The 15559-nt window shown below is 59.5% G+C and carries 17 protein-coding genes and 1 tRNA gene; 14 read left to right on the forward strand and 4 right to left on the reverse strand.

The window, feature by feature from the left end:
- Positions 1 to 6 precede the first annotated feature (6 nt).
- Positions 7 to 1263: a kynureninase gene (gene kynU, locus CKA81_RS05095; protein ID WP_128354326.1), complete on the forward strand. Its 1257-nt coding sequence runs from the start codon at positions 7 to 9 to the stop codon at positions 1261 to 1263.
- Between the two features lie 104 nt (positions 1264 to 1367).
- Positions 1368 to 1682, forward strand: coding sequence for a hypothetical protein (locus CKA81_RS05100; RefSeq protein WP_128354327.1), 315 nt, complete (start codon positions 1368 to 1370; stop codon positions 1680 to 1682).
- A gap of 8 nt (positions 1683 to 1690) precedes the next feature.
- On the opposite strand, the gene CKA81_RS05105 is transcribed toward CKA81_RS05100, so the two are convergent.
- Together CKA81_RS05105 and CKA81_RS05110 are read right to left on the reverse strand one after the other, a co-directional pair.
- The gene (locus CKA81_RS05105; protein WP_228255797.1) at positions 1691 to 2494 is read right to left on the reverse strand and encodes an outer membrane protein; all 804 of its coding nucleotides are present in this window, start codon (positions 2492 to 2494) and stop codon (positions 1691 to 1693) included.
- A gap of 184 nt (positions 2495 to 2678) precedes the next feature.
- Positions 2679 to 2755, reverse strand: a tRNA-Val gene (locus tag CKA81_RS05110).
- Between the two features lie 267 nt (positions 2756 to 3022).
- Between CKA81_RS05110 and thrS the strand changes: the two genes are divergently transcribed.
- From thrS to ptsP, 6 genes are all read left to right on the forward strand, one after another.
- Positions 3023 to 4969 (forward strand): threonine--tRNA ligase, encoded by a 1947-nt coding sequence (thrS, locus tag CKA81_RS05115; RefSeq protein WP_128354328.1) that lies wholly within the window; start codon positions 3023 to 3025, stop codon positions 4967 to 4969.
- Complete coding sequence (infC, locus tag CKA81_RS05120; RefSeq protein ID WP_394342529.1) at positions 4950 to 5546, forward strand: translation initiation factor IF-3; 597 nt, start codon at positions 4950 to 4952, stop codon at positions 5544 to 5546. The genes thrS and infC overlap by 20 nt, the downstream gene beginning before the upstream one ends.
- 65 nt (positions 5547 to 5611) lie before the next feature.
- On the forward strand, positions 5612 to 6571 hold the full coding sequence (gshB, locus tag CKA81_RS05125) for a glutathione synthase (RefSeq protein WP_128354329.1): 960 nt from the start codon (positions 5612 to 5614) through the stop codon (positions 6569 to 6571).
- On the forward strand, positions 6572 to 6973 hold the full coding sequence (locus CKA81_RS05130) for a PTS sugar transporter subunit IIA (protein ID WP_128354330.1): 402 nt from the start codon (positions 6572 to 6574) through the stop codon (positions 6971 to 6973).
- Positions 6974 to 6986: 13 nt separating this feature from the next.
- Positions 6987 to 7256 (forward strand): HPr family phosphocarrier protein, encoded by a 270-nt coding sequence (locus CKA81_RS05135; RefSeq protein WP_128354331.1) that lies wholly within the window; start codon positions 6987 to 6989, stop codon positions 7254 to 7256.
- Positions 7257 to 7347: 91 nt separating this feature from the next.
- Positions 7348 to 9039, forward strand: a complete 1692-nt coding sequence (gene ptsP / locus CKA81_RS05140; RefSeq protein ID WP_180015577.1) for a phosphoenolpyruvate--protein phosphotransferase — start codon at positions 7348 to 7350, stop codon at positions 9037 to 9039.
- On the opposite strand, the gene CKA81_RS05145 is transcribed toward ptsP, so the two are convergent.
- Together CKA81_RS05145 and CKA81_RS05150 are read right to left on the reverse strand one after the other, a co-directional pair.
- Positions 9036 to 10262 carry an ammonium transporter gene (locus tag CKA81_RS05145; RefSeq protein ID WP_128354333.1) on the reverse strand — a complete coding sequence of 409 codons (1227 nt, stop codon included), beginning with the start codon at positions 10260 to 10262 and terminating at the stop codon, positions 9036 to 9038. The genes ptsP and CKA81_RS05145 overlap by 4 nt on opposite strands.
- Positions 10263 to 10357: 95 nt before the next feature.
- Positions 10358 to 10696 (reverse strand): P-II family nitrogen regulator, encoded by a 339-nt coding sequence (locus CKA81_RS05150; protein ID WP_128354334.1) that lies wholly within the window; start codon positions 10694 to 10696, stop codon positions 10358 to 10360.
- A gap of 452 nt (positions 10697 to 11148) precedes the next feature.
- Between CKA81_RS05150 and CKA81_RS05155 the strand changes: the two genes are divergently transcribed.
- The 6 genes from CKA81_RS05155 (at position 11149) to pheS (ending at position 15557) form a co-directional block, all read left to right on the forward strand.
- Positions 11149 to 11664 carry a hypothetical protein gene (locus tag CKA81_RS05155; RefSeq protein WP_128354335.1) on the forward strand — a complete coding sequence of 172 codons (516 nt, stop codon included), beginning with the start codon at positions 11149 to 11151 and terminating at the stop codon, positions 11662 to 11664.
- Positions 11665 to 11763: 99 nt separating this feature from the next.
- Positions 11764 to 12042, forward strand: coding sequence for an accessory factor UbiK family protein (locus CKA81_RS05160; RefSeq protein ID WP_128354336.1), 279 nt, complete (start codon positions 11764 to 11766; stop codon positions 12040 to 12042).
- 111 nt (positions 12043 to 12153) lie between these two features.
- Positions 12154 to 13671, forward strand: a complete 1518-nt coding sequence (locus tag CKA81_RS05165; protein ID WP_128354337.1) for a YifB family Mg chelatase-like AAA ATPase — start codon at positions 12154 to 12156, stop codon at positions 13669 to 13671.
- A 219-nt stretch (positions 13672 to 13890) separates the two neighbouring features.
- The gene (rpmI, locus tag CKA81_RS05170) at positions 13891 to 14088 is read left to right on the forward strand and encodes a 50S ribosomal protein L35 (RefSeq protein WP_128354338.1); all 198 of its coding nucleotides are present in this window, start codon (positions 13891 to 13893) and stop codon (positions 14086 to 14088) included.
- A 16-nt stretch (positions 14089 to 14104) separates the two neighbouring features.
- Complete coding sequence (gene rplT, locus CKA81_RS05175; protein ID WP_128354339.1) at positions 14105 to 14464, forward strand: 50S ribosomal protein L20; 360 nt, start codon at positions 14105 to 14107, stop codon at positions 14462 to 14464.
- 70 nt (positions 14465 to 14534) lie between these two features.
- A complete protein-coding gene (pheS, locus tag CKA81_RS05180; RefSeq protein ID WP_128354340.1) occupies positions 14535 to 15557 on the forward strand; it encodes a phenylalanine--tRNA ligase subunit alpha in 1023 nt (340 codons plus the stop codon).
- Positions 15558 to 15559 lie beyond the last annotated feature (2 nt).

Consider the following 15559-nt stretch of genomic DNA (forward strand, 5'->3'; position numbering starts at 1 on the left):
GACAGCGTGGGCACGCTCAACCGTGACGATTGTTTGCAGTTGGACCAGAACGACCCTCTGGCGACCTTGCGCAACGAATTTTCGATTCCCTCCGGTCTCATCTATCTGGACGGCAATTCCTTGGGTGCCCAGCCCCGCACAGCGGCCACGCGCGCACAAGAGGTGGTGGCGCAAGAGTGGGGCGAGGGCCTGATACGTAGCTGGAATACGGCGGGTTGGTTCGACCTGCCGCTACGCCTGGGCGACAAACTTGCTCCGCTGATTGGGGCCGGAGCGGGCGAGGTCGTGATCAGCGACTCCACCTCCATCAATCTATTCAAGGCATTGGCCGCCGCAGTGCATAGCCAAGCCACCCGCCAGGCGACGAGCCCACGTCGCATCATCGTGACCGAAGCCAGCAATTTCCCGACTGATGTCTATATTGCGCAGGGCTTGAGCACCTGGCTGGACCGAGGCTATCAGTTGCGCCTGGTGAATACACCTGACGAGTTGGCGGCAGCCATCGATGATGACGTGGCGGTGGTGATGTTGACTCACGTGAACTATCGCACGGGGCACATGTTGGATATGGCTGGGCTGACCGAGCTGGCTCACGCGAACCAGGCCCTGGTGGTCTGGGACCTGGCCCATTCGGCGGGTGCCGTCCCGGTCGATTTAACGGCGGCCAACGCCGATTACGCCGTGGGCTGCACCTATAAATACCTGAATGGCGGCCCCGGGGCGCCCGCATTTATCTGGGTGGCTCCGCGGCACTTGCCTGCCTTCCGCCATCCCTTGTCGGGCTGGTGGAGCCATGCGCAGCCTTTCGCCATGCTGCCCGAATATCAGCGCCATTCGGGCATCCGCGCCGCGCTTTGCGGTACCCAACCCATGGTGTCGATGGCGCTGGTGGAATGCGGGCTGGATATCTTCGCACAAACCGATATGGCAGCACTGCGCCGCAAGTCGCTGGCCCTGACCGATTTGTTTATCTCGCTGGTTGAAACCATGTGCGTGGGCCATGGACTGCAGTTGGTTACCCCGCGCTGTCATGAGCAGCGGGGCAGCCAGGTCAGCTTCAGCCACCCTCATGGTTACGCCGTCATGCGAGCACTGATAGAGCAGGGCGTTATCGGCGACTATCGCGATCCTGGCATCATGCGCTTCGGGTTTACGCCGTTGTATCTGCGCTACGTTGATGTATGGGATGCCGTCCTGGCCCTGAAGCGCATCCTGGACGAGTCCGCCTATGACGCCCAGGTGCAACCCGAGGCAGTCACCTGACTTGCCTTCCGTAGACCTGCCGTCGCCGTATAAGGCAGTGCACCGCTTTCATGCTTTTGTAATAAGATTGGAGTATTTGCATCTCTGTTCGCGAGGCATGTTCCATGAGCTACGGCACGTTTATTGGTGAACTGAAAAAAGGCATCGAAGGGCAAATCACCGCTTACGACAGCAAACCCATGCATGATGGCTGCATCATCTATTTGAAAAAATCCGGGGAACGCATCTTCGTCCAAGCGACCGTTATCGATCATCATCGCTCTGATGCCATCGCCTTGTTGCGAGCCAAGATACGCGAAGGGTTGGGCAGTACATCCCGGCTGGTGCTGGGTATACAAAACGACGAGCTTAAGTTTTGGGAAGACAGTGCCAGTGATGTCGGCACTGTGGTAGACAGTCTGGTAGGCAGTGCGGCCTGAGGGTCGACTCAGAATTTATACTGAAGGCCCGCGACGAATAAATTGTATTTCTGGCGCCCCTGGTTCACGTGCCATGTCGTAGTTGGGAAGTGCTCCCCGGGGTAATTGGTCGATCCGAAGGTATAGCTCGTTGCGTCGATGGAAAGATGCCGATATTCGGCAAACAGAGATAGGTTTTCGTATATCTCCCCTTTGATCCCTGCTTTAAATTGCAAGGCAAACGCAGAGTCCGACGCGTCCGGATCTGAGTTGAAGTGATTGATACCGGGCTCAGAAGGGTTCGCCGAGTCTGACCTTTTGATCGACGTAAAGGCCGCTCCCGCTCCCAGTCCAATGTACGGCAGAATCTTCCCCGAGTACGGCGTTTGAAGCGTAAGGGTCGCGTTCGCAAGCAAAACGGTGGCCGTCATGGGGATGGTCACATACTGGGTGCCCAAGAATCTAGGGGTAACCGGCATCTCGCCAATTGGCGTATGCTTTCCAAGATAGATGCCCTCAAGCTCGGCACCTGGCTTCAAGCTCCATTTGGATGTTCCGAGATTCCAGCGATTCCATTCATAACCCACATGGGCTCCACCCACCGTAACGCGGGTACCGCTACCTGTGTATCCCCGGGCATTGATCGGTAGATACCTGAATTCGGCAGGGAGGTGGACGGCACCTCTCTGTTGCAGGCTTGCCGAAGAGGCCGAGCCGAAGCCGCCGAACAAACCGATGTACGCGCCTTGCTCACTGGATGCGTCTGCCGCGAACCCAGTTTCTGCCGCCAAAAAGGAAGTCAGCACCAATAGAAGGCTTGATGTCTTTCCCACGCGCCCGTCCTCCAGAATTTCCGGTTAACAATCGTTACAAGGCGCATGGTAGCCTGTTCGTCCTGGTCACTCAAGAGCGCCAAAGCGTAGGCCGTACTGAGCCAGCGGGCTATAGTTTATTCAGAGAGTTTGGCCGTGAAGTAAGCCGATGAGGGAACGCGCGAGGCGTTTTAAGACAGAGAAATGGTAGGCAGTACTGGATTCGAACCAGCGACCTCTACGATGTCAACGTAGCGCTCTAACCAACTGAGCTAACCGCCTAGAAAGAACGAGATTCTAGCGTACCGAAAGAGGCTTGTCAAAAGCTGGTTTGCCTACCATGTTGCGCCGTGTCAAAACGCGCAGCAGGTGTTACACTAGGGCACAATACTTTAGCCCATTACCGACGACTCTATCAGCATGAACGCTACGCGAACTACAACCTGGCTTTTATCGTAGTCGCCGCGTGTTGTTCATTCGCTTACCAGCAAAATCAACATACCCCCAACGCGGCTAGTGCCGCGTTTTTGCATTTTCAGGACACCTTTTATGGTTCAGATCACTTTACCCGACGGCTCGCAGCGCGAGTTCCCCGGACCAGTCAGTGTCAGCGACGTTGCCCACTCCATAGGCACGGGGCTGGGACGCGCAGCACTTGCCGGTCGGGTAACAGTGGCAGGCGCGGAGCCGCGCCTGGTCGACACCAGCCACGTTATCGAGCAAGACAGCCACCTGGCCATCATCACCGCCAAGGACGCCGATGGCGTTGACGTTATACGTCACTCGACCGCGCACTTGCTGGCCTACGCTGTCAAGTCGCTGTTTCCCGAAGCCCAGGTAACCATCGGGCCGGTCATCGACAACGGCTTTTATTACGACTTCTCGTATAAGCGTCCCTTTACGCCGGAAGACCTGGAAGCCATCGAGAAAAAGATGGCAGAACTCGCCCGCAAGGACGAACCAGTTACCCGCGAAGAATGGCTGCGCGATGATGCGGTGGCTTATTTCAACAGTATCGGCGAGACCTACAAGGCGGAAATCATCGCCTCCATCCCGTCCAACGAGCCCATCAGCCTGTATCGCGAGGGCGACTTCATCGACTTGTGCCGTGGACCTCACGTGCCCTCGACCGGCAAGCTGAAGGTCTTCAAGCTGATGAAGGTCGCCGGTGCCTATTGGCGCGGCGACAGCAACAACGAGATGCTGCAACGTATCTACGGAACGGCCTGGGCCTCCAAAGAAGAGCAAAGCGCGTATCTGACCATGCTCGAGGAAGCCGAGAAACGCGACCACCGCAAGCTGGGCCGCGAGCTGGACCTCTTTCATTTCCAGGACGAGGCCCCAGGCCTGATTTTCTGGCATCCCAAGGGCTGGGTGCTTTGGCAGCAGGTAGAGCAGTACATGCGCGCGGTGTATCGCGACAATGGCTACCAGGAAGTCAAGGCGCCGCAGATTCTGGACTTATCCCTTTGGAAAAAGACCGGCCATTGGGACAACTACGCCGAAAACATGTTCACGACTGAATCCGAAAGTCGTACTTACGGGCTCAAACCCATGAACTGTCCTGGTCACGTACAGATCTTTAATGCGGGGCTGCATTCCTACCGCGAGCTTCCCATTCGCTATGGCGAGTTCGGACAGTGTCATCGCAATGAGCCTTCTGGCTCGTTGCACGGCATGATGCGCGTGCGCGGCTTTACGCAGGACGACGGCCATATCTTTTGTACCGAGGACCAGTTGCAGGAAGAATGCGCGGCATTTACGGCGCTGCTGCAAAAGGTCTATGCCGATTTCGGCTTTAACGAGATTTTGTACAAAGTTGCCACGCGGCCCGACAAGCGCATTGGTGCGGACGAGGTCTGGGACAAAGCAGAGCAGGCGCTTATGGACAGCCTGGACCATACCGGCTGCCAGTACGAAGTCTCGCCTGGCGAAGGCGCCTTCTATGGCCCCAAGATCGAATACACGCTCAAGGATGCCATCGGACGGCATTGGCAGTGCGGCACAATACAGGTCGATTTTTCGATGCCCGAGCGCCTGGGCGCCGAGTACGTCGACGCAGCCGATCAACGCAAAACGCCGGTCATGCTGCATAGGGCCATACTCGGGTCCTTCGAGCGCTTTATCGGCATGCTTATCGAAAACCACGCGGGCGCGATGCCGGCCTGGCTTGCGCCCGAGCATGCTGTGGTGTGCTGTATTTCGGAATCTTCTGCCGCTTATGCCAACGAAGTCGCCCTAAGCCTGAAAAAACAAGGGTTTAGGGTCAGCGCCGATTTGCGTGGTGAAAAAATCACCCGTAAAATCCGTGAACACAGCATGCAGAAAATACCGTACATTCTGGTGGTGGGCGAAAAAGAACGCGAAACCGGCCAGGTGGCGGTGCGCGGTCGTGGCGGCCTGGAGCTTGGCGCCATGCCGCTAAACGACTTCATTGCACGCCTGCAAAAAGAGATCGACACCCGCCAGGACGGCGGTGCAGCCGCGCAAAGCTGATTTTTTTATCATTCTAGGAGTTTTAGACATCGCAACCGAAAAACCACATCGCATCAATGGTGAGATCCGCGTCCCTGAGGTGCGCCTTATTGGAGTAGAGGGCGACCAGCTAGGGGTCGTGAAAACCTCTGACGCCTTGCTTCTGGCAGAACAAAACGAAGTAGACCTGGTCGAGATCGCACCCAATGCAGTGCCTCCCGTCTGCCGCCTGATGGATTATGGCAAGTTCAAATACCAAGAGCAAAAGCGTCAACAGGAAGCTCGCGCCAAACAAAAGATCATCCAGGTAAAGGAAGTCAAATTCCGGCCCGGCACCGACGAGGGCGATTACCAGGTAAAGCTGCGCAATCTGCGCCGCTTCATCGAAGAAGGCGACAAGGCCAAGGTTACACTGCGGTTTCGCGGTCGCGAGATGGCTCACCAGGAACTGGGCATGCGGGTACTCGAACGCGTGCGCGACGATCTCACCGAGCTTTGCCAGGTGGAAGCCATGCCCAAGCTCGAAGGCCGGCAAATGGTCATGGTGCTGGCGCCACGCAAAAAAGCGACTCCTGGCAAGACGGGCGAATCCGCCTAAGCCAACACACTCAAAATCCCCGCTAGCTGGTTTGCGCCGGCAGCGGGGTCGTTCGCAGGTGCCTTATGCACGTATTGTTCGTTATCGATCCTCTGCCCACCCTGAAGGCCTACAAAGACTCATCCGTGGCGATGATGCAAGCCTTGGCAGCACGCGGGCACCAGCTTAGCGTTGCCTACCAGGGCGGTTTGTATATAGACGAGGGCGTCGTCAAGGCTGCAGCCCTGGGCATCGAGCTTGCGCAGCAGGCGGATCTGCACGGGCACGACTGGTGGACCGAACGCAAGGCCTGGGCCGATACGCCCTTGTCCGCTTTCGATGCGGTGTTGATGCGCAAGGATCCTCCCTTCGATATGGAGTACGTCTACGCCACGCATCTGCTCGAATATGCCGAGAACCAGGGCGCCAAGGTGTTCAACTCGGGTGCAGCAATACGCAATCACCCCGAAAAACTGGCCATCACCGAGTTTTCGGCATTCACGACGCCTACCTTGGTCACCAGCGACATGGCGCGCCTGCGCGCTTTCCATGCGCAGTACAACGATGTCATCGTCAAGCCGCTGGACGGCATGGGCGGCACAGGCATTTTCCGCTTGCAGCCGGCCGACCCCAACCTGGGGGTCATCCTCGAGACGCTTACCGACAACGGCAAGCGCACCATCATGGCTCAGCGCTATATTCCCGAAATCACGAAAGGCGACAAGCGCATTTTATTGATAGGTGGGCAGGCCGTGCCTTACGCCTTGGCGCGTATCCCCCTGGCCGGCGAAACCCGCGGGAACCTGGCGGCTGGCGGGCGTGGCGTCGCGCAGCCCCTGACACCCCGCGATATCCAGATCGCCGAGGCCATTGCGCCTACCCTGGCTGCGCGCGGCCTGTTGCTGGTGGGCTTGGACGTCATCGGCGACTACATCACCGAAGTCAACGTAACCAGCCCTACATGTTTTGTTGAAATCACCGAACAGACCGACTTCGACGTCGCCGAGCATTTCGCTGTGGCACTCGAGAAGGCAGCAGGACACTAAATGGCCCGCATAGTCCTGGTCATGCACCAACCCCTGGCTGCTGCATTTGCCGATTGTGCGGCGCACGTGCTCGGGAACAAACCCGAATTGATCGTCTTCGATGTCGCGCCTGACGCCGACCCCGAGGCCGAAGTCACGCGCCTGGCAGGCCGCCTCCTGCAAACGCCTACTGAGGCCACGCTGGTCCTGTGTGATATCTTTGGGGCCACACCATTCAATATTGCCAAACGGGCGATCCGGCTGGCCGCCGATCGCGGCCTGACCGCCCACTTGATCACCGGGACCAACCTGTGCATGGTGCTCAAGGCCCTGACCGATCAACAAGAGAATCCGGAGCAACTCAGCGAGAGCGTCCGTATCGGTGCGCTAAGGGGTATTGTCAATGCCGACCAGTCCTGTTGAACTTAAGAATCCTATGCCTTCCATCGACATTGTCATTCAAAACAAGCTGGGCCTGCATGCCCGCGCGGCCGCCAAGCTCACGCAGTTGGCCGGCAAGTTCAGCAGCGAGATCTTCATCGCCCGCGGACCACAACGTGTCAACGCCAAAAGCATCATGGGCGTTATGATGCTGGCCGCCGGGCTGGGCGTAACCGTCAAGGTAGATGCCGTCGGCGACGATGCCGAGCAGGCGCTGACGGAAATTCGGGCGTTGTTCGAGAGCAAGTTCGGCGAGCACGAATAGCCGCCCAACTAGATCCAATACCACCATGACTACCCTTTCTGCCTACGAGCTACCTGGCCTTTGTGCCATGGTCTGCATGCAGGGGCAGGGGGTGGTCAAGGGATACGCCATCGGACGTGCGGCCGTCATGAGCGCCGCTGCGCTGGAAGTCGTCCACTATCGCGTTGCCTCGCACGAAGTCGAGAGTGAATGCGAAAGGCTTAGACGGGCCCTGGCGCAGGCGCGCGACGAGCTCCAGGCCATGGCCGGCACGCTACCCGAAGACGCACCGCGCGAACTGGGCCCGCTGCTTACTGTCCACAGCATGCTGCTGGACGACCCCATGTTGTTCCAGCAAACCTGCGCGCTGATCACCGAACGCCATTACAACGCCGAATGGGCCCTCACCAGTCAGGGCCAGACGCTTGCCGAGCAATTCGCGCTGATGGAAGACGACTACCTGCGTGAGCGCGGGGCGGACATCCGCCAAGTCATCGAGCGGGTGCTACGAGTATTGTCCGGGTCTTCGTCCTTGCTGGCCGAGCTCGAAGCTGCGGACTCACCCGAGCCTCTTATTGTGGTGGCCCGCGACATCTCTCCTGCCGACATGCTGCGGCTGCGTGGCGGTCGGTTCGCGGCCTTTTTGACTGACTTGGGAGGGCCTACTTCGCACACGGCTATCGTGGCGCGCAGCATGAACGTGCCTGCAGTGGTCGGCCTGGGCCATCTGCGAGCCCTGGTACGCGATGGCGACACGCTTATCGCCGACGGCTTTACCGGCGTGGTGCTGGTTAATCCGTCCGCTCAGGTGCTGCAGGAATATCGCCAACGCCAGGCCGATTACGCGCGCGAGCGCGCACAGTTAGCGCTGCTGCGCGATGCACCCGCCGTCACGCTCGATGGCATCGCCATCAAGCTGGAAGCCAATATCGAATTGCCCGAAGAGGCCCAGGCAGCCATGCTGGCCGGTGCCGACGGCATCGGCTTGTTCCGCAGCGAGTTCCTCTTCATGGGACGGCGCGATTTACCCACGGAACAAGAGCAATACCAGGCATACGCCTCGGTCGTGAAAACGATGGCCGGCCGGCCGGTAACCATACGAACACTCGACCTGGGCGCGGACAAAAATCTGGATGGCGATGTTACCGTGGCGTCCAATCCGGCCTTGGGCTTGCGGGCCATACGATATTGCCTGGCCAACCCCGAGATTTTCGCCACGCAATTGCGAGCCTTGTTGCGTGCTTCCCTGCACGGCCATGTACGTATCCTGATCCCCATGATCTCGCACATGCACGAGGTGCATGCCACGCGCCAGGCCATCGATGCCGCCTGCACCGAGCTGGAAGCACGGGGTGTACCTTACGCCCGCAATATATCGTTGGGCGCCATGGTCGAAATACCGGCGATCGCCATTGCGATCGAACCCTTCGTCGAGAGCCTGGACTTCCTGTCCATCGGCACCAACGACCTCATACAGTACACACTGGCTATCGACAGGGGCGACAGCGATGTCGCCGATCTTTACGATCCCATGCACCCTGCGGTATTGCGGCTTATCTCCCACACCATCAATGCCGGTGAACGCGCCGGCAAGCCCGTAGCCGTTTGCGGCGAGATGGCCGGCGATGCGCGGGTGACTCGCATGCTGCTGGGCTTGGGACTAACTGAATTCTCCATGCATCCGGCGCAATTGCTGGACGTAAAAAAAGAAGTGCGCCAAGCGCACTCCAATGCCCTGCGGGTCAAGGTTGCGTCGGCCCTGAACCGGGCCGAGCGCATAGACCTTGCCTCCTTGTCTGCCTAACGGTTGTAGGCGCTCTCGCCGTGGGTGGTGACATCCAGGCCCTCGCGCTCCGCCTCGGGGCTGACTCGCAGCCCGCATAGGCGGTCAACAACGAAGTAGGCGATCCACGCAACCACGCCCGACCAGGCCAGCGTTATCAGTATGCCTTCCAGTTGCAGCCAGAGTTGTCCCGGTATGTCCGACATGGCGGCCAGCCCTGGTCCGCCCAAAGCCTGCGCATTGAAGACGCCAGTCAGCAAAGCCCCCATCATGCCGCCCACGGCGTGAATGCCGAATACGTCCAGCGTGTCGTCGGCGCGCAGCATGCGCTTCAGGCCGTTTACTCCCCAAAGGCATACCAGTCCGGTCAATATGCCTATGATCAGTGCGCCACCCGGGCCAACCAGCCCGGCGCCCGGGGTGATGCCCACGAGCCCGGCCACCGCGCCGGAGATAGCCCCCAGCAAAGATGGCTTGCCCTTGTGGCGCCATTCTGCAAAGAGCCAGGCCAGGATGCCGCCGGCGGTGGCAATCAGCGTGTTGAAGAAGGCCAGGGCGGCAGTTTCATTGGCACTGAGCGCCGAGCCGGCGTTAAACCCGAACCAGCCCACCCACAGCAGGGAAGCGCCTATCATTGCCATGGGTAGATTGTGAGGCTGCATGGACTCCTTGCCATAACCAATGCGTTTGCCTATTACGTAGGCGCCAACCAAGGCGGCCACACCCGAGTTGATGTGCACGACGGTGCCGCCGGCGAAGTCCAGCGCGCCTCTCTCGAACAGCCAGCCCCCCGGCGCCCAAACCATGTGTGCAATGGGTATATAGGCGAAGCTTAGCCAGATCACGGTAAAGACCAGTACAGCTGAAAACCTCGCGCGCTCGGCAAAGCCGCCAACAATCAGTGCGCAGGTGATGCCGGCGAACGTGGCCTGGAATGCCGCGAAACTCAGCTCGGGGATGGTTCCGGACAGTTCAAATTTTCCGGCGCCTGCGTCCAGCATGCCACTGAACAACACCCGTGAGAAGCCGCCCACCAGGGCATTGCCTTCGGTGAACGCCAGCGAGTAGCCATATAAAAACCATATAACCACGGCCAGGGCGAAGGTCGATGCGACCTGCATAAGAACTGACAACACGTTTTTGGAACGGACCAGGCCGCCATAGAATAGGGCGAGGCCCGGTAGGACCATCAGTAAGACCAACAAGGTCGAGACACTGACCCATGCCAGATCGGCTTTATCCATTATTTTTACTCCTGTGATCGCATCCGGCCCCTACGCTTCAGAACGGTTCGGTGCGGCGCGACGGTTGATCGATTGGGCTGCGGCGTGGCGCAGCCTTACAGGGCGCTTGCCCCTTGTTCTCCAGTGCGAATCCGGATCGCCCGCTCTATTGGCGTGACAAACACCTTCCCGTCCCCGATCTTTCCGGTGTGGGCGGCCGCACACAGGTTCTCGATGGCAAGGTCCACTTGGTCTTCGGCCACGGCCATTTCCACCCGGAGCTTGGGCAGAAAGTCCACGGTATATTCAGCCCCCCGATATAGCTCCGTGTGGCCCTTTTGACGTCCAAATCCCTTGACCTCGGTAACGGTCATGCCCTGTATGCCCATTGCAGACAGCGCCTCGCGTACCTCGTCCAGCTTGAACGGCTTGATGATGGCTGTGATCAGCTTCATTGCGACTCCTCTTGACAGTGATGCCCTGGTTTACGCAATAGCTATGCCAAGTTGCGGCGGCGCCCACTGCGTGGGAGCGCTCTGACGGAGAGGGGAGGGTCGTGCACATTGTTGGTGCATCGCTCGCAAGTGTGCACCACATGCCCGCATCTCGCGCCTGACGTGCACAAAACTGTAACAAGACGACCGTGTGGCGCCGCTTTTGTATCCTTGTGTTTGCTGCTGTCAATTGGGCGTTTCGGCGTAAACCCTTACGCCTGCACGTCGTCCGGCCAAATGCGGAGCAAAAACCAGGAATCGCTGAAATCAGGATTTACACGAGGGCAGGGGAGAAGGCTGGCGCGCTGGCTAGAATTGTTACCAGGCAAGTTGTAACCGGCTCGCTGCTGAACCGCTAGTCGCATCGGGGTCAGCAAGCAACATCTCGCGACTTTGGACAAGAGAGGAATTCCATGAAAAAGACTCGTACACATTTAGCCGTTATTGCTATGGTGGCCTCTATGGGCCTGCTGGCTGCATGCTCCGACAGCGAAGACACCAACGCCCCGCCCACCACAGCGCCGGGGGCTGATGCTCCAGCCACCACACCCGCGCCGATGCCGGCACCGTCGCCGTCTCCGGACACGGCACCTGAATCGGCGCCTACGCCTGGTGCTGCACCCGACACGTCGCCTACGCCAGACTCGTCCATGACGCCTGATGCGGCGCCTGACGGAACGCCCGCACCCGACACAACGCCCGCGCCATCGTCGTCGAGCAGCTCGGAGTTCAGCGAGTCTGCCAAGCAGGCCGCCAACACCATCTCCGAGAAAGCCGTCGCCTTGAAGGACAGCGCGGCGCAGAAGGCTGGCGAGATGGGCGACTCGATCAAGGAAGGGGCCGCCAAGGCCGACAAGGCGATCCAGGATTCGCTGGCAGAGGGCCGTACTGAAGGCACCACGCCACCGAGCACGACAGTCAAGTCCTGATCGCCCGATCATGGCAGCGTCGTGACGACGCCACACAGAACGGGGCCTGCGGGCCCCGTTTTTTCTTTACACTAAGGCCTTGCTTACACGGAGAGTGCGATGGTCACCCGAAACGATTGGTTCGAAGACTTTCAAAGAAATATGTCGGAGCTTATAGCCAAGACGCCGGCCGCCGACATAGAACGCAACGTCAAGGCCATGATGGCTCAAACGTTTTCACGGCTTGATCTGGTCACGCGGGAAGAGTTCGATGTACAGGCGCAATTGCTGGAGCGCGCGCTAGCCCGCATCACGGCCCTTGAATCTCGAGTGCAGGCCCTGGAAGGGCGGCCCGATACGCCGTTGGAAGCCGGCCCATCCATCGACCCGGTTCCTTAAGTAGTACTGCGCAGCGACAAAATACGGCATAAGCGGTCCGGCAAGGATCGCTTCCACGCATACTCGTTCTGGTCTGGTTCCGCTGCAACCAGCATATGCCGGGAGTATGTGATGTCGTTAGCCGTATTGGCCAGCCGGGCGCTCTGCGGCCTACAGGCTTTCGCTGTTCGGGTGGAAGTCCACGTGGGACCGGGCCTGCCGGCCTTCCATGTGGTCGGCTTGCCCGATACCGGCGTGCGCGAAAGCCGCGAACGCGTGCGCTCCGCGATCATCAGCAGTGGTTTTGACTTCCCGGCGGGGCGCATCACGGTCAATCTGGCGCCGGCAGACCTGCCCAAAGAGTCCGGTCGATTCGATCTACCGATAGCCTTAGGCGTACTGCTGGCCTCGGGCCAGGTGCCTGCCGCCGACTCCGCTGGTGCTGCGCCCGACCTACGCCGCTATGTGTTTGCCGGCGAACTCTCTCTTACCGGAGCCATCGTCGCCGTGGGCGCGCCGCTGGCCATTGCGCTGGCCGTGGCGCGCAGCGATCCGGACGCCATCCTGGTTCTGCCGCCGGGCTGTGCGGATACGGCGGCAAATGTGCCTGGGCTGACTGTACTGGCGGCTGCCACCCTGGTTGAAACCGTAGAGCACTTCTGTGGCAGTTCGGTCTTGCAGCAAGCGCAGGGGCGGCACTGTGCCGGGCCCAGTCCCACCCCCTTGTTGTGTCTGGCCGATGTGCGGGGTCAGCCGCTGGCGCGGCGTGCTCTGGAGATCGCAGCTGCCGGTGCCCATAGCCTGCTGATGTCGGGCTCGCCGGGTACCGGCAAAAGCATGCTGGCGCATCGGCTGCCGGGCTTACTTCCCAGGCTTACCGTCGACCATGCGCTCGAGGTGGCTGCTCTTGCCAGTTTGAACGGCACGGATCAAGGCTATAGCGACCTGCCCCCTTTTCGCGCGCCGCACCATTCGGCTTCGCTGCCGGCGCTGGTGGGGGGTGGCGCCCGTCCCCGGCCTGGCGAAATAAGCCTGGCGCACCGTGGTGTGCTTTTCCTGGATGAACTGCCTCATTTTCAACGCAACGTTCTGGAATCGCTGCGCGAGCCGCTAGAGACCGGCAGCGTGTCCATCGCCCGGGCGTCGCGCACGCTGACTTTTCCTGCACGCTTCCAACTGGTTGCCGCGATGAATCCCTGCGCTTGCGGCTGGCTCGGCCATGCCAGCATGCGCTGCCGCTGTTTGCCGGACCAGGTAGATAAATACCGCAACAGGCTTTCCGGCCCCTTGCTGGATCGCATCGATCTGCAGATTGCGCTGCCAACCACGCAAGTGGATTGGATGGACGAGGCAGCTGGAGAGAGCTCGGGGGTGGTGCGCAGCCGGGTGGCCCAGTGTCGTGAACGACAATTACGCCGTCAGGGCTGTTGCAATGCCATGTTGCGCATAGATGACATCGAACGGCACTGCGTGCTGGATCGGGACGCCGCTGCCTTGCTGCGTCAGGCAATGCTGCGCTGGCACTGGTCGGCACGGGTGGGGCACCGGGTTTTGCGGGTGGCACGCACCCTGGCAGATTTATGCGCCCAGCGCCAGATACGCGGCGTGCATATTGCCGAAGCGATACAATACCGCCAGCCTTGGGGCTGACCGCCCATGCAAAAGTCGTTAGACAAGGCTTTAACTATCGTCGTATAATCAATGGCTTTCTCGTTGGCGCTACGCCAAAGAGACTAGCCTTCGCGGTTTAAAGGGGCGGAACAGTTAAACCGGCTTAAATCCGCGAAACCAATAAGTGAATAGTCGGGTTATGCAAGCGCTGCCAGTTTGTTTGGGGGCCACCTGCGTTCATAAATTACAGAGTTACTCATGCCTAAGATGAAAACCAAAAAAGGCGCTGCCAAGCGCTTTAAGGTTCGTGGTAGTGGTTCCATCAAGCGAGGTCACGCGTTCAAACGCCACATCCTCACCAAGAAGACAACCAAGAACAAGCGCCAACTGCGCGGTTCAACCGCGGTGCACGACGCAGACGTCGCCTCGGTCAAGGCAATGCTGCCTTTCGCTTGATTAACGGAGAACTACTATGCCTCGCGTAAAACGCGGCGTTACTGCCCGTGCCCGTCACAAAAAAGTAATTAAAGCAGCTAAAGGTTATCGCGGTCGCCGCGGTAATGTATTCCGGATCGCCAAACAGGCGGTCATGAAAGCGGGGCAATATGCCTACCGCGATCGTCGCAACAAGAAGCGTACTTTCCGCGCCCTGTGGATCACCCGTATCAATGCGGCCTGCCGCGAATTGGGTGTGTCGTACAGCGTGTTTATCGCCGGCACCAAAAAGGCCTCGATTGAACTGGATCGCAAAGTACTGGCCGACATGGCCGTTAACGATAAAGCCGGCTTCGCAGCCGTGGTAGCTCAAGCCAAGTCCGCATTGGCTGCTTGATCGATTTCGATTCTGTTTTGCTGCAAACGGGGCTCTGTGGGGCTCCGTTTGCATTTGGAAAAGCGACATCATGACTCTTACGGCCGATAACCTGCTCGTCCAGGCTCAAGAACAATTTGCGCAGGCGCCCGACGCCGCTGCGCTCGAAAACGCCAAAGCCAAGTTTCTTGGCAAGCAGGGGGCTCTGACCACGCTGCTCAAGGGCCTGGCTGCTCTGGACCCTGAGCAGAAGAAAGCCGAGGGCGCGCGCATCAATCAGCTCAAGCAGCAAATCGAAGGCGCATTGACTGCCCGCCGCGCCGAGCTTGCGCAGGCCGAACTGGACAAGCGGCTTGCCGCAGAGACCATTGATGTCACGCTGCCGGGACGGGGCAGGGCCATGGGCGGCATCCATCCTGTCATTCAGTCCTGGCAACGGGTCGAGGCGATTTTCCGCTCCATAGGTTTCGACGTGGCCGACGGCCCCGAGATCGAGAACGACTGGACCAACTTCACGGCGCTGAACAACCCGGAGAACCATCCGGCCCGTTCCATGCAGGATACGTTCTACGTCGACATGCAAGACAGCCAGGGCCTGCCCCTGTTGCTGCGCACTCACACCAGTCCGATGCAGGTGCGCTATGCCCGCATGCACAAGCCGCCGATCAAGGTGATCGCGCCGGGGCGCACCTATCGGGTGGACAGCGACGCTACCCATTCACCCATGTTTCACCAGGTCGAAGGCTTGTGGATCGCCGAAGACATCTCGTTTGCTGACCTGAAGGGCGTCTACACAGATTTTCTGCGCGCCTTCTTCGAGACGGACAATCTGTCGGTGCGTTTCCGCCCGTCGTTCTTTCCGTTCACCGAACCCTCCGCCGAGATCGACATGATGTTCACCTCCGGCCCCAATCAGGGGCGCTGGCTGGAGATCTCCGGTTCGGGCCAGGTTCATCCGCAAGTGGTTCGCAACTTCGGCCTCGATCCCGAGCGCTACATTGGCTTTGCGTTCGGTTCGGGCCTCGAGCGCCTTACCATGCTGCGCTACGGCGTCAACGACTTAAGACAGTTCTTTGAAGGCGACTTGCGCTTTCTGCGCCAGTTCAATCGCTGAAA

Origin of the sequence: Pollutimonas thiosulfatoxidans (genome assembly GCF_004022565.1) — a bacterium.
In the GTDB taxonomy this organism is placed as follows: domain Bacteria; phylum Pseudomonadota; class Gammaproteobacteria; order Burkholderiales; family Burkholderiaceae_B; genus Pusillimonas_D; species Pusillimonas_D thiosulfatoxidans.

What these genes read in the sequence shown, in the direction of transcription:
- CKA81_RS05155 (WP_128354335.1), top strand. Translation starts at nt 11,149, where the DNA reads ATGAAAAAGACTCGTACACATTTAGCCGTTATTGCTATGGTGGCCTCT.
- CKA81_RS05145 (WP_128354333.1), bottom strand. Translation starts at nt 10,262, where the DNA reads ATGGATAAAGCCGATCTGGCATGGGTCAGTGTCTCGACCTTGTTGGTC.
- pheS (WP_128354340.1), top strand. Translation starts at nt 14,535, where the DNA reads ATGACTCTTACGGCCGATAACCTGCTCGTCCAGGCTCAAGAACAATTT.
- rplT (WP_128354339.1), top strand. Translation starts at nt 14,105, where the DNA reads ATGCCTCGCGTAAAACGCGGCGTTACTGCCCGTGCCCGTCACAAAAAA.
- CKA81_RS05135 (WP_128354331.1), top strand. Translation starts at nt 6,987, where the DNA reads ATGCCTTCCATCGACATTGTCATTCAAAACAAGCTGGGCCTGCATGCC.
- CKA81_RS05160 (WP_128354336.1), top strand. Translation starts at nt 11,764, where the DNA reads ATGGTCACCCGAAACGATTGGTTCGAAGACTTTCAAAGAAATATGTCG.
- CKA81_RS05150 (WP_128354334.1), bottom strand. Translation starts at nt 10,696, where the DNA reads ATGAAGCTGATCACAGCCATCATCAAGCCGTTCAAGCTGGACGAGGTA.
- thrS (WP_128354328.1), top strand. Translation starts at nt 3,023, where the DNA reads ATGGTTCAGATCACTTTACCCGACGGCTCGCAGCGCGAGTTCCCCGGA.
- CKA81_RS05100 (WP_128354327.1), top strand. Translation starts at nt 1,368, where the DNA reads ATGAGCTACGGCACGTTTATTGGTGAACTGAAAAAAGGCATCGAAGGG.
- gshB (WP_128354329.1), top strand. Translation starts at nt 5,612, where the DNA reads ATGCACGTATTGTTCGTTATCGATCCTCTGCCCACCCTGAAGGCCTAC.
- CKA81_RS05165 (WP_128354337.1), top strand. Translation starts at nt 12,154, where the DNA reads ATGTCGTTAGCCGTATTGGCCAGCCGGGCGCTCTGCGGCCTACAGGCT.
- rpmI (WP_128354338.1), top strand. Translation starts at nt 13,891, where the DNA reads ATGCCTAAGATGAAAACCAAAAAAGGCGCTGCCAAGCGCTTTAAGGTT.
- CKA81_RS05130 (WP_128354330.1), top strand. Translation starts at nt 6,572, where the DNA reads ATGGCCCGCATAGTCCTGGTCATGCACCAACCCCTGGCTGCTGCATTT.